The organism is uncultured Rhodococcus sp., assembly GCF_963525155.1.
Taxonomy (GTDB): Bacteria; Actinomycetota; Actinomycetes; order Mycobacteriales; family Mycobacteriaceae; genus Rhodococcus_F; species Rhodococcus_F qingshengii.
This window is the reverse complement of the sequence record NZ_CAURKP010000004.1, coordinates 40644-53923: the sequence shown is the minus strand read 5'-3', so window position 1 is coordinate 53923 and position 13280 is coordinate 40644. Positions and strand designations below refer to the sequence as shown.

Annotated in this window: 13 protein-coding genes; 5 read left to right on the top strand and 8 right to left on the bottom strand. The window is 61.2% G+C overall.

Annotated elements, in window-relative coordinates; translation table 11 throughout:
- Position 1 precedes the first annotated feature (1 nt).
- The 5 genes from RWT78_RS01830 to RWT78_RS01810 all read right to left on the bottom strand — a co-directional run bounded on the left by RWT78_RS01830 (position 2) and on the right by RWT78_RS01810 (position 5190).
- Complete coding sequence (locus RWT78_RS01830; protein WP_003943517.1) at positions 2 to 556, bottom strand: Fur family transcriptional regulator; 555 nt, start codon at positions 554 to 556, stop codon at positions 2 to 4.
- A gap of 285 nt (positions 557 to 841) precedes the next feature.
- The gene (locus tag RWT78_RS01825; protein ID WP_007732330.1) at positions 842 to 1489 is read right to left on the bottom strand and encodes a hypothetical protein; all 648 of its coding nucleotides are present in this window, start codon (positions 1487 to 1489) and stop codon (positions 842 to 844) included.
- A complete protein-coding gene (locus RWT78_RS01820; protein WP_314673464.1) occupies positions 1473 to 3188 on the bottom strand; it encodes a GMC family oxidoreductase in 1716 nt (571 codons plus the stop codon). Before RWT78_RS01820 ends, RWT78_RS01825 begins: the two co-directional genes overlap by 17 nt.
- A complete protein-coding gene (locus RWT78_RS01815; protein ID WP_276116993.1) occupies positions 3185 to 4669 on the bottom strand; it encodes an NAD(P)/FAD-dependent oxidoreductase in 1485 nt (494 codons plus the stop codon). The genes RWT78_RS01820 and RWT78_RS01815 overlap by 4 nt, the downstream gene beginning before the upstream one ends.
- Positions 4666 to 5190 (bottom strand): TetR/AcrR family transcriptional regulator, encoded by a 525-nt coding sequence (locus RWT78_RS01810; protein ID WP_223304522.1) that lies wholly within the window; start codon positions 5188 to 5190, stop codon positions 4666 to 4668. The genes RWT78_RS01815 and RWT78_RS01810 overlap by 4 nt, the downstream gene beginning before the upstream one ends.
- Before the next feature lie 183 nt (positions 5191 to 5373).
- On the opposite strand from RWT78_RS01810, the gene RWT78_RS01805 reads away from it, so the two are divergent.
- The 5 genes from RWT78_RS01805 to RWT78_RS01785 all read left to right on the top strand — a co-directional run bounded on the left by RWT78_RS01805 (position 5374) and on the right by RWT78_RS01785 (position 9140).
- Complete coding sequence (locus RWT78_RS01805) at positions 5374 to 6084, top strand: LuxR C-terminal-related transcriptional regulator (RefSeq protein WP_007732315.1); 711 nt, start codon at positions 5374 to 5376, stop codon at positions 6082 to 6084.
- A 143-nt stretch (positions 6085 to 6227) separates the two neighbouring features.
- Positions 6228 to 6494: a response regulator transcription factor gene (locus RWT78_RS01800; protein ID WP_370333094.1), complete on the top strand. Its 267-nt coding sequence runs from the start codon at positions 6228 to 6230 to the stop codon at positions 6492 to 6494.
- A gap of 131 nt (positions 6495 to 6625) precedes the next feature.
- A complete protein-coding gene (locus tag RWT78_RS01795; protein ID WP_314673463.1) occupies positions 6626 to 7693 on the top strand; it encodes an ATP-binding protein in 1068 nt (355 codons plus the stop codon).
- Positions 7690 to 8787, top strand: coding sequence for a hypothetical protein (locus RWT78_RS01790; protein WP_314673462.1), 1098 nt, complete (start codon positions 7690 to 7692; stop codon positions 8785 to 8787). The genes RWT78_RS01795 and RWT78_RS01790 overlap by 4 nt, the downstream gene beginning before the upstream one ends.
- A 47-nt stretch (positions 8788 to 8834) precedes the next feature.
- A complete protein-coding gene (locus RWT78_RS01785; protein WP_003943512.1) occupies positions 8835 to 9140 on the top strand; it encodes a hypothetical protein in 306 nt (101 codons plus the stop codon).
- Between the two features lie 6 nt (positions 9141 to 9146).
- On the opposite strand, the gene RWT78_RS01780 is transcribed toward RWT78_RS01785, so the two are convergent.
- Genes RWT78_RS01780 through RWT78_RS01770 form a run of 3 tightly spaced genes read right to left on the bottom strand, consistent with a single transcriptional unit; the run spans position 9147 to position 13077 of the window.
- Positions 9147 to 10043 (bottom strand): hydroxymethylglutaryl-CoA lyase, encoded by an 897-nt coding sequence (locus RWT78_RS01780; RefSeq protein ID WP_370852725.1) that lies wholly within the window; start codon positions 10041 to 10043, stop codon positions 9147 to 9149.
- 16 nt (positions 10044 to 10059) lie between these two features.
- Positions 10060 to 11274, bottom strand: coding sequence for a CaiB/BaiF CoA-transferase family protein (locus RWT78_RS01775; RefSeq protein ID WP_003943481.1), 1215 nt, complete (start codon positions 11272 to 11274; stop codon positions 10060 to 10062).
- Positions 11275 to 11310: 36 nt separating this feature from the next.
- Entirely contained in the window at positions 11311 to 13077 is a 1767-nt protein-coding gene (locus tag RWT78_RS01770) for a multicopper oxidase domain-containing protein (RefSeq protein ID WP_314673461.1), read from the bottom strand.
- Between the last annotated feature and the right edge of the window lie 203 nt (positions 13078 to 13280).

The window sequence follows — 13280 nt, the reverse complement described above, 5'->3', positions numbered from 1 at the left end:
GTCAGAGGAGCGGGGCTGCATCCGAGTCGAACGCATGGGCTGCATGCGAGGTGGCTGACTCGGAGGTTCTGGACGCATCAATTCGATTCTGCGAGACCGCGTCCGACTCGGTGTCGGATTCGGCAGAATTCTTCAGGCAATCTTCGCAACGGCCCCAGAACACGACCTCGGCTTCGTCGATTTCGAAGCCGTGATTATCGGAAGGTTCGAGGCAGGGAGCTTGGCCGACAACACAATCGACGTCGACGACCTTGCCGCAGCCGCGACAGACGAGGTGATGGTGGTTGTCACCAGTTCTCGTCTCGAACCGTGCGGGCGAACCCGCCGGCTCGATGCGTCGCAGCAATCCTGCGTTCACGCATGCCTTCAGCACGTCGTAAACGGCCTGTGTGGATACCGATCCGAGCTGCTGCCGCACGAGTGCTGCAACAGAATCGGCGTCTGAATGCGGTTGGGCTGTAACCGCATCCAGCACGGCGAGGCGCGGAGCAGTGACCCTCAACCCGACGGCGCGCAGTTGCGCTCGGGGGTCGAAGTCATGCTCTCCGTCTCGCATGTTTCCCAGTATGCCGCTTTTCTGGAATTAGTCAAGAAAAGGATTGCCTAAGTTGAATCGAGACCGTTGTCACATATCAAGGACGGGAACAAATCCGGGGAGACCGCCGTTGAACACCCTGTCGGCGTCCGAACAAGCCCCGGGCCCCACCCCTTTTGTCGCTGCGAGCGACCACCCGCCGAGAGGCGCCTGTGGGACGTCGACACCTGACTTTCACACCACACGACCAAGGCCGCCCGGTCACTGACGGGCGGCCTTGGTCGCTTTTCGCAGGTCAAACCCCCGTTACCGACGCCTGGCCGCTCCCGTAGTCATTTTTCCGCCCAGAATCACGACGCCGTGATGGGTGCCCGCAGCCAACCAGTCCGGCAGGGTCTGCCCCTCTGCCTCGACGCTCACGCGCGCGTATCGGAACGATCCCGTCAGCCTTGCCGACGCGATCGCCAGACCTCCACCGGACTCCGGCTGCGCAAATCCCAACGCCCCGGCAATCGGCAGACGCGGCCCGAGCATCCGCGTATCCGAACGCACCCGCCATCCGTCGCCGGTTGCAGTGAATTTCTGCTGCACGTCTCCGTCGAACTCGGCCAGAACCTTGGGTAGTTGCCAGTGGACTCGCCCACCGTGCACCGACGGTTCCGAATCCACCGCGATGAAAGGGACCGCCATCCGCGGCATAGGCCCGATCCGTTTCCCTGGCGCATGCAAGACCGGACTGGCGAGGATCTCGCGATACGGGCCGACCGGCGAATCGAGGTAGTCCACCATCATGGCCACCGTCATCGGAATCGTTCGACCATCCGGGCCGAGCTCCCGCGCCGCCGACGTACTGCGGTGCCACCACAGTGTCGCGCGAACGCGAGCCGGCCACGGCGGCGGATCACTCACCGGCCAGTCGACGCGGTCACTTGTCGATTCAGGCACGCTCCACATCGGACACCTTCTCAGCTCGAATGGTCAGGGGAAGCCGCAAAGCGCCTGGTGCATGCGTCGGCACCACCGGATCGGACGGCAAAGTCGGATCGATACGTACGTATGGCTCGCCGGTCTTCGGGCGGGCGTCCGCGCCACCCTTGTTCGGCCACATCGCGCACGCTCGTTCCGCCTGCGCAGTGATGGTCAGGGAAGGATTCACTCCGAGATTTGCGCTCACCACCGAACCGTCCATGACGTGCAGTCCCTCATGACCGTATGCACGCAGATACGGATCGACGACGCCACTCGACGCGCTGTCACCGATCGCGCAGCCACCCAGAAAGTGTGCCGTCATCGGGATGTTCACGATCTCGGCGATGGAACCGCCCGGGTCGCCGTCGATCTTCTCGGCGACCTTGCGAATGGCTGTATGGCCCTGCGGAATCCACTGGGGAGGTGGATCACCCGGTCCCGGCCTACTGGTGAGGGAACGCCCGAATCGTTTGGTGTTCTTGGAAAGTTCGAGGGAGTTGTCGTCGGTCTGCATCACCAGCGCGATGACGGTTCGCTCGGACCAGTTCCGTACCGACAAGGACCGGAAGAACGCACCGGGGTGCCGTGCCGCGACCGCCAGAGTCTTCAGCACCCGGGGAGTTCGCCCGCCGCCGTCACTCAGGACGGTCTGCAGAAGTCCTATTGCATTGCTGCCCTTGCCGTATCGCACCGGCTCGATGTGCGTGTGATCATCCGGATGAAAGGACGATGTGATCGCTACGCCCTGCGTGAAGTTCCGTCGACGCGACTTCGACGTTGCGGCCAGTACGGCTTCGGAATTGGTACGTACGACGGTGCCCAGAGTGTCCGACAGGTCAGGCAGGGCACCGGATTCCTTCATACCGAGCAGCAGTCTCGCCGTTCCATACGTTCCGGCGGCTACCACCACCTGATCGGCGGTGAACCGAACTTCTCGCCGGCGGACGCCGTCCGTTCGCCTCGCGAGCAGGTGATAACCACCGCTTGCGCTCGGCCGAAGTTCGGTGACGGTCGTGAGCGGATGAACCCTGGCGCCCGCTTGCTCGGCGAGATGGAGGTAGTTCTTGACCAGCGTGTTCTTCGCCCCGACTCGGCACCCGGTCATGCATCCCCCGCATTCGGTGCAACCTGTGCGTTCGGGTCCTTTTCCGCCGAAGAACGGGTCCGGCACGGAAACTCCTGCCTCCCCGAAGAAAACCCCGACGGGGGTGGACGTGAAGGTCTCCCCCACGCCCATCTCTTCGGCTACGTCCTTCATCACCGCATCGGCAGGAGTGAAGGACGGATTGGTGCGAACACCCAACATCCGTTTGGCCTGGTCGTAGTACGGCGCCAGTTCGTCGTGCCAGTCAGTGATGTGCGCCCACTGACGGTCTTCGAAGAACCGATTGGGTGGCTGATACAACGTGTTGGCGTAGTTCAACGACCCACCTCCGACGCCGGCTCCCGCCATCACGAGCACATCCGGAAGAAGATGGATGCGCTGAACCCCATAACATCCGATCCACGGCGCCCACAGGTACTTTCGAAGTCTCCAACTGGTTTCAGGCAACTCGTCGTCGGCAAACCGTCGACCGGCTTCGAGCACCCCGACACGGTAGCCCTTCTCCGTCAGGCGAAGAGCGGCGACACTGCCACCGAATCCCGAACCGATAACCACCACGTCGTAGTGCGTCGTGGTCATGCCTCGACGCTTTCGATCTTGCGAGCGGAGTAGTTCTCACGATCGAAATGCTCCAGCAGCGAACGGAATTTGAAAGTGAACGTCGGCCACTGCACCGAGTTGCGCCCCTCCGGATCGATGTACCAACTCGAGCATCCGCCCTTGTTCCACACCGTGTGCTGCAACTCGTGCTGAATTCCCTTGTTGTAGTGCACCTGCACCGTCTCGTTCACGTCGAGGGCATCGATCCGCTCTCGCTTCATGGTGTTCAAGGCGTCGTTGACGTACTCGGCCTGGGACTCGAGCATGTACACGATCGAACTGTGTCCGAGGTTGGTGTTCGGACCGTACATGAGGAACAGATTCGGGAACCCGCTGACCGCAGTACCCTTGTACGCGCTGGGGCTACCGTTCCAATGTGCGGCCAGCGTCTCGCCACGTTTTCCGGTGATCAGATGCGCAACAGGCGGTTCCGTCGGCGTGAACCCCGTGGCGAAGATGATGGTGTCGACCTTGTGCTCGACTCCGCGTCCGTCGACCACTCCGTTTTCGGTGACCGAGACGAGACCACTGTCGACCAGACTCACGTCCGCGCGGTCAAGGGTGCGCAACCAGTCGTTGGACAGAAGCATGCGCTTGCAACCGATCGTGAAATCGGGAGTCAGTTTCCGGCGCAACTCCGGATCTTTCACCTGTCTGCGCAGATGGAGGCGCGCGGCCGCCTCGAAGGCAGGCAGCACCCACGTCGCGTGCGACATCGCGGCACCGAGTAGCTCGCGGAAGCCGTAAACCCACCCTCGAATCACCTTCTGTGTAACGGGAATCCGCGAGTACACGGCCTTCTGTGCAGCAGGCAGGGTGCGATCCATCCGCGGAATCACCCAGGCCGGAGTTCGCTGGAACACGGTGACATGGGCAGCAGGGTCGGCAATTTCGGGAACGAACTGAACCGCCGACGCTCCCGTTCCGATCACGGCTACGCGCTCACCACGCAGTTCGTGTTCGTGGTTCCACGTCGCCGAATGGAAAGTGGTCCCGGAGAATTGGTCGAGACCGGGGAAATCCGGGATCTTGGGCGTCGACAACGCTCCGGTCGCGGCGACCAGAGCTTTGGCCGTCAACGACCCTCGAGATGTCCGAATACGCCACAGCGCCGCATCCTCGTCCCACACAGCAGCTTCGAGCTCGCAGTTCAGGACTACGCGTTCCACGATGCCGGTGTCTGCGGCCACCTTCTTCAGATAGTTGTAGATCTCGGGTTGACGAGCAAAGGTATGACTCCAATCGGCGCTCGGCGCAAAAGAATACGAGTACAACGCCGTCGGCACGTCACAGGCACAGCCTGGATAGGTGTTGTCGCGCCAAGTGCCGCCGATGTCAGCTCCACGCTCGATCAACACGACGTCTGCAGCGCGGTTGTCGCGAAGCATTCTGGCGGCCAAGCCCATACCGGCAAATCCGGCACCGACGATCAGCGTTTCGACATGTTCGGGAAGCTTCACTTCTTCTCCACTCGGGATTGCCAGGCCGGCAACAGTCGCGCTCTGAGCGCGTCGTCGGCTTCGGATGTACGAAACAGGGCTGAGACGGCAAGCCCACGAACGAGTTCGATGGTGAGTTCGACCGACTCGGAATCGAACCGATCACCGAACAACTCGGCGCTGCCGAACTCGAGCGCCTCACTCACCTTGCGTTCGAGGGGCACCGTCGCCGCATGCAGAACGGGATCGGTCCGCGCCGCGACCCACAATTCGAGGGCGGCATAGAACAGCGGCCCGGAGAACGCGTCCGCCAGGACCTCGAGGCCTCGACCACGATCCACTTCAGCGGTGAGGATTTCTTCCAGCCGCTTGTCGACCAGATACTCGACGGCCGCAACGACCAGCGATTCCTTGGTCGGAAAATGATGCAGTTGCGTACCCCGCGAGACGCCTGCGCGGCGGGCGATCTCTTGCGTGCTGGTCCGTGCGTAGCCCAGCTCGACCAACGATTCGACGGCGGCGTCGAGGAGGCGCCCACGCATCGCCGCTGTACGTTCGGCCTGGGTACGGCTTACTTTCGCATCGGAAGTGGTCTCGGTCACAAGATAACTGTAGAGCCGAAACGTAAAACAGTCCAGGCTGACTTCAAATCTTGACACGTAACATACCGGTCAGTCAGCTCTGCCTGATAACGTCCTCGCATCGAGCGGAGGGAAACAATCGCTATGCCAGAGCAAACAGCATTTCCACACCGCCGTGTCGGGTTGGTGGAAGACCACGAGTCGGTAGCAATCGGCGTGTCCGTGATGCTCGAGGACGAGCCGGACCTCGAATTGGTGTGCATCGCGACCACTGTGTCCGAGATGCTCGCTCAGAACGTCGCCTTGGATCTGGCAATCCTCGACCTCCGGCTGGCCGACGGTTCATCGCCCAAGAGCAATGTCGAGCAACTGCGGGCCGCCGGGCTCGAGACATTGATCTTCACCGGGGCGGAAAACCCGTACCTCGTTCGCTCGGCCGCCCGTGCTGGCGTACTGGGTGTTGTACGCAAGTCCGAACCGACTGCCGTCGTGGTTGATGCGATACGCGCCGCCGCGTCGGGAAGGCAGGTGGTGACGACAGAGTGGGCTGCCGCAATCGACGGGGATCCAGGTCTCGACGAAGTGGGTCTGAGCCCTCGACAACTCGAGGTCCTCGAACTTTACGCATCCGGAGAGAAGGCGGATCGAGTTGCGCGACTCACCGGTTTGGCGCCGCAGACGGTTAACGACTACCTCCAGCGCATCAGGCAGAAATATGCGGCTGTCGGACGACCCGCACCGACAAAAACGGATTTGTACAAACGCGCGGTCGAAGACGGGGTGTTACCAATTCCTGAACGGCCTACTTCCGGAAAAAAGCTGACTTTGACTAACAATGAGGTTCGGCAACAATAACTCTCACAGCGCTGCCCCTGAAAATATGGGCAGAGGAATTGATGTCTGGGAAAAATTTCCCTCTTCGAATTACATTCATCTGACAAGAAGACGGCACTGTCGGGGGTCTGTCATTCCGCTACAGAGAAGTAAGGACAAAATTCATGACAGTCACTGTGGAAAACTGCATGGCACAGGATCCCGTCGGACCGCACCTTTCGGAGCGCGAAATCGAGGTTCTCAGGGAATGGCTACTGAGTGATTCGAAGTCACGCGTCGCTCAAAACCTCTACATCAGCGTGGGAACGGTGGGGACCCACCTGTCGCGGATTCGCGAGAAGTATGCCGACGTTGGAAGGAACGCACCGACGAAATGCGAATTACTCGTGCGAGCGATACAAGATCAGATAGTGACGATCGACGAACTCTGATCGACAGAGTTGCTTTCGACAAAACAGCCAGTGCTTCTGACGAAATTCTGAGGCTCTTCGGCCGTTTCATCGGCGCCGGCTATGTCTGCTATCTGATATTGCTTGCCCCTGCGATTGCAGAAGCCACCGCGATGTCTGCGTCGTGGTGGACTCCACTGGCGGTGGTCGCGACTTTCGGTATTGGGCTGGCGCTGGGAGCATCGACGTTCCACGCCGACACCCGATGGGTGAAACGAACTGCGAGCGCAAATGCGGTTCTCTACGTCGTGGTCATCCTCCTGTGGTGGCCGGCGTGGAATGGTGACCACGTCACAGATTTCACCTTGTGGATTTCCAATTTCCCCGGCGTCGCCAGCCTTGCTGCCGCTGCAGCTTGGCGACCGGCCGCCGCCGTCGTGCACCTTTTCGTAGTGGCAACACTCGCACAGTTGACCAATCACATAATCCGGACGAGTCCCACGACGCACCTGTTGGTTCCCGACCTCGCCTTCGCCTGGACATTTTGCGCGGTTTTCGTAGCAGCGGCCGTCATGGCCTTGCGAACCGGACGAGTACTGGATGCGACCATCGCCACCACTCATGCCGCTGCCGCCGGCGCCGCCGCGGCCGAGGCCAAATCCGTCGAACGCGAGAGATTCGACGCACTCATCCACGACACCGTGATGTCGACTCTGCTCGCTGCTTCGAGAAACGATGCCGATCCCTCGGTCGTCGCTCAGGCGCGAAGGACGGTGGCAAGACTCGACGAACTGCGCTCCGGAACCGACCACGAGACGAGTTTCGACTTCGACGGAATCCTCGCTCAGTTGCGTTCAGCCGCTTCGGAAGTGGACGAAAACATCACGTTCGAGACCGCCCTCTCCGACGGGTCTGATCCGAGCGGATACGCACCCGACTCGATTCGTGCGATGGCCGGTGCGATGGCCGAGGCACTGCGCAACAGCGTCAAACACGCCGGAAGCAGTGCACGGCGTTCGGTCACGGTCACGGCAACCGCCACCCACCTCGAAGTAGTCGTCGAGGACGACGGCGTCGGCTTCGATCCGAGCTCCGTCGAGACGCATCGCCTCGGAATCACTGTCAGCATCCGCGGTAGAATGCGTCAACTCGACGGCGGATCGGCAACCATTCGATCGTCACCCGGCCGCGGCACTTCGGTGACTCTGACGTTGAGCTTGCCCGTAGCGGTGATGACATGACCAGACCGGACGGACGAGATGTCCGCGATCTTCTCGGCATGCACAGCCGTGCTGCTCGATTCATGGCTGCATGCTTCGCGCTCACCTGCGTGATCTCGGTCGCCTACACGTCGTCCGACGTCCGCGCAGTCTGGCCGATGATCTTGGCAATTATCGTGTGCTCGACTGCGGCTTTCACACTCGTACTGAGCAGAGGCGACCCGATGCCGCTGGGGCAGAGCGTTCTGGTGTCTCTGACCGGCGCCGTCACGAGCGGCCTGGTGTTGTCAGTGGTTCCAGTCCCCGTCAACGACATGACTCAACTCTGGATGTTCGGGATGTCGACGGCAGTCTTCACCTTCATGTGCGTTCGTGGGCGTACAGCACTCGCGTGGCTCGGGCTTGGACTCATGGTGTTGGTGACCGCCATCTGGTCCTCCACCACCGGCCAGGGGGCCATGTACGGAGTGTCGTTGACGGTCATCAACGCGGGCCCTGTTCTGATGTCGACCTTCTTCGCATACACCATCCGTCCTCAAGCCAGGGTTATCTACGAACTTCGTGAGCGGTCCACCCAACGAATTGCCTCCGCGTCCGCCAGTGCTGCGATTCTCGAGGAACGCGACGCGCAACTCGACAGGCTCGATGTCCTTGCACGCCCGCTCCTCGAACGGGTCGCTTCCGGGGTTCCACTGACAACCACCGAGCGGCAAGAATGCGAACTCCTCGAGGCGCAACTCCGAGATTCGCTGAGGGCGACAGGCTTACAACAGACAGATGTCATCGATGCTGTGCGTGCCGCTCGAAACCGCGGCGTCGAAGTGGTCTTGCTCGACGACCACGGAATGGATGGCGCGAACGCCGACGTGCGCGACCGAATCCACTCGAGCATCGTCCGGGAACTCACCGCGATCACGCGAGGAAAAGTGACCATACGGATCCTTCCACCTCGGCGTACCGCTATGGCCACGATGCTGGTCGACACTGAAGACGTTCGACGAATCGAGTTCGATCACAACGGCATGCAGCTGCTACGGCAGGGGGACCGGGGAGAGCTCGGCACCTCGTCCATGTCCGTCGATCCGACTACAGACAGCGCCGTCGAACCCGAATAGCTTTCGAGGAGAGTGAGATTCACCGGGTCGATCACCAGGAGAAATGAATGATCTTCGAACTGCGTCCAGCGCATGTCGCACGTGCCCTCGCCGCACTGTGTGCCCTTCCGATTCTGTGGACCTTCGCAGTAGAGGGAATCACCACGACAACGGAATACGACTACAGCACAGGCGAAGTGTCCTCGTCGAGCGACCTGGGCTCTCAGATCGGAAGCGTCGCGATCTGGATCGTCCTCGCGATCGCATTTGCCGCCGGTGCCTGGTATCTGGAGAAGCAGCGCATCGGTTGGCCGCCGGCGGCGCACGAGCAGCTGGTCAGACTGCAGCTGGTATCACCCAACCGAGAAGAGTAAAGGTCCCTACCGCTTCCGATCGCCGGCGCGGAGAAGATTACTGGGAACCGTATGGCCCACTATCTCCTCTGCAACGGCAGCGGCACGAATGCTCGCATCCAAGTCGATACCTGTCGCGATGCCCATGTCTTCGAGCATGTAGACCAGTTCCTCCGTCGCGATGTTGCCACTGGCACCGGGAGCGAACGGACAACCACCGAGACCTCCGGTGGACGCGTCCAGGTTTCGAACACCGTGCTGCACAGCCGCAAACGCGCACGCAAGACCAGCGCCACGCGTGTTGTGGAAGTGCGCACCCAAGCCGAAGTCACCTACTCTTTCGCCCACAGCGTCGATCAATCGTCCGACACGCCCCGGCGTGGCAGTGCCGATGGTATCTGCGATCGAGAATTGATCAGCACCGAACTCCTTGGCCTGCTCCGCAATCCGCAGAACACGATCCGGGTCGGTTGGACCGTCGAACGGACAGTCCCAGGCTGTGGCCACGATGACCTCCACCCGTCCTCCGGCGTCGTGGACGATCCGGACGACCTCTCCGATACGTTCGGTCGCTTGCTCCGTCGTCGACCGAGTGTTGGCCTCGCTGTGGCCATTCGATGCCGACACAACATATTCGACGGTTTTCATTCCTGCGGCGACGGCCCGTTTCGCTCCACCGATTCCGGCGACCAATGCCGAGAACTCGATGCCGGGCCACTGGTGCAGTTCTGCTGCCAACAATTCCGCGTCGGCCAACGCCGGCACAGCGCGCGGTGAGACGAACGACGTCGCCTCGATACGCGAAACACCCGTCGCAGCCAGAGCGTCGACAAGACGAAGTTTCTCCGCCAGCGACACCGGGTCTTCGATCTGCAACCCGTCCCGTGGTCCGACTTCACGAATACTGACTGCTGGAATACCCACGCCAGGTACCGACATGTCAGATCACGCCCTTCGTCTTCAGTTCTGCCTGCTCGTCGTCCGAGAGTCCGAGGAGCCCGCCCCACACCGAGGAGTTGTCGTGACCCGGCGCCGACGCTCCCGCGTTGCGCACGGATCCGGGTGTCTCACTGAAGGTAGGCACGACGCCCAAGCCGAGGACGTTTTCACCGATCCGCTCGTCGTAGTGGTCGACGAGCATCCCCCGCTCGATCAGCTGCGGATCCTTGACGACATCTTCAACCGTATTGATCGGCCCGGCAACAACTCCCACTTCGGTGAGGCGTTCCACCAGGCTGGTGGGATCTTGGAGCGCGACCCAGGCGCTGATCAGTTCGTCGAGCTCGTCCTGATGTTTGCCACGCGCAACATGATTGGAGAAGCGGTCGTCATGCGCTAGTTCCGGTCGCCCCATGATGGTGCACAGACGCACGAAGAGCGTATCCTGATTGGCTGCGATCACCACCCAGTTTCCTTCAGAGGTCTGATAGATGTTGGACGGCGCAATACCCTCCAATCTCGTTCCCGAGGGCTGCCGGATGATCCCGCCCCGATCGTAATCCGGGATCGTGGATTCCTGCACCGCCAGACAGGATTCCGTGAGGGCAACGTCGACCACCTGACCACGGCCGGTCCGCTCTCGTGAGAGCAACGCTGCCAGCACTCCCTGAACGGCGAACATCCCGCCGAGAGAATCTCCGAGCGAAAGGGCAATACGCGGAGGCGCCTGCCCTGGATAACCGTTCAGATGCCGAAATCCGCTGACCGCTTCGGCAACCGAGGCGTAGCCGGCGCTCTTGGCTTGCGGTCCACTCTGCCCGTAGCCGGATACCCTGGCCAACACCAACTTCGGATTGCGCGCACTGAGAACGTCGAATCCCAGGCCCCACTTCTCGAGGGTGCCCGGCCGGAAGTTCTCGACTACCACATCGGCATGTTCGATCAGATTCAGAAACAGGTCTCGTCCCGCGTCGACGCGAAGGTCCAAGGTCACACACCGCTTGTTGCGGGCGTGAACCGTCCAGAAGAATCGATGACCGTCCTGCTCGGCCTGACCCCAGGTACGAAGCGGGTCCGGGCGGTCCGGCGATTCGATCTTGATCACGTCGGCGCCCATGTCGCCGAGCAGTTTCCCGGCGAAGGGCCCGGCGATCAAGGTTCCGAGTTCAATCACCCGATATCCGTCCAGGGGCCCGGTGGGCGCACCTTCCGACACAGCTGCCTCCTCTGGGAACTTTTCTCCCCTTGAAGGCTACGTCACCACCCGATATCGCAACATCATGTCGTGGTCTTCGTGATCGAGCATGTGGCAGTGCCAGACGTACCCCTGAAGGTCCCCCATGCCGACTTCTCCGTGTGCCGAGTGATCTGCCATGGAACCTCTCGCGAAAGTTGCATCCGGATCGAAGCCCAACTCGTCGGCCGTCGGAAAGCGCACGATCACGCGGGTGATCGAGTTGGCATCCACGATGACAGTGTCCTTCTCCCCCGTTTCCCACACTTCGGGAGGCCGCAGCGAAGAGGTCACGAATTCCTCTGCCGACGGCGTCCACCGGACCCCCAAGTCAGGCACCGGATACCGCTGCATCAGTGCTGCAGTGTCGAGGCTTTGGCGTCCCACAACGCGGAACGCCACCAGGTGCAGATGAATCGGATGTGGTTCCGTGGTGATGTTGATCAGATTCCATTGCTCGACGGTTCCCTGACGCGGCAGTTCGATATCTGAATCAGTGAACCGCAAATTGTTGAGCGACATGGTGATCGAGGGATAATCCGAGGGACGCGAGAGCTGCATGATCGTAAGATTTCGCACCACATCCGGTTGTACTGGTTCGGCCGCAACAGAATTCAACTGCTGCGGGATCGAGCCGGTGAATCCCTTTGCGCTGCCCACGTCGAACCGACAGAACACCGGCATCACCTGCGTGCCGCGTTGAGCCACCGCAAGGGGTACCGGTTCGTCGTTGCGCAATTCCACCGCCGTGCCCGGCTCGAGCATGCTGAAGTCGACCAGCAGATCAGCGCGTTCACCCGGACTCAGCCGGACGTGATCCGTCGGCGCCGGAGCGGCCAAAAATCCTCCTTCGGAACCGATCACCCAGAACCGCATACGATTTGCGAAATGCAGATTCCACACCGAATAGGTTGCGGCATTGAGCAGTCGCAATCGGTACAGTCCGCGAGCCACCTCCACTTTCGGCCATACGACGCCGTTCACTACACCCACGTCACCGGGAGTCGCCGGATCCCAGGAACCCTGCGGAGTGAGCCACGTGGAACGGACACTCTGTTGACCGTCGGAGGTGAAGACCTTGTCCTGCAGAATCATCGGAAGCTCGAATTCGCCGGACGGCAAGCCGAGAGAATTCCCGGTGGTGCCTGTATCTGCGTCGTCACGGAGAAAATACATCCCGACCAGCCCGGCGTAGACGTTGAGGCGCGTCATTCCCATGGCGTGATCGTGATACCAAAGATTGCCGGCGGCACGACCATTCGTGTATTCGTGAACCAAACCTTCGCCCGGACGCTGGATCAGCTCCGGATGCCCGTCGAACTGCGGTGCAGTAACTCCTCCGTGCAGGTGAAGCGAGGTGGGGACCTGTGTGCGGTCGAGGTCGCTGACGCCGTGCAGACCCGGATCGACATCCGCGGCAAGCGGATACGCAGAAATGTCATTGGCATATCGGACTGTGACGAGCTGATCGACGTGAGCTTCGATGGTGGGGCCCAGATAATCCATTCCGCCGTAACCCAGCGACGGCGACGACGGTAGGTCCGGATGGAATCGGTGCATCGACGATGCCGCACGAAGCTCCAGGTTGCCACCCGAAATGCCCGGCAGGACAGGAAGGGTCTCCCGAAACGGTTCCAGCCGGGGTGACGGAAGTTGGAACGGGCGTAATGGATCGACATCAGGTGGTCGAGCCGTCGCTGATCCAGCGGACAACGCGCTCAGACCGGCCAGCAAGCCAAGCCCTTGAACAAACGATCGGCGACGGATCTTGTGTGACTCGTCCACTCACGGCCCCCTCACGCTGACGGCATCCGGAGCGGGTTACCCGTGTGCCCGCACGGTCAAACACCGACCACCTTCTCCAACCAAAGCTCGAAAATCGGCGACCTTACCCCACCGCACCGGTCGCCGTACTCGACGACCTCCTCCGTCCCGACGAAACACGTTTGCGGACAACGGATGCACTCTTGCAGCTTTGCGAGAAGCCG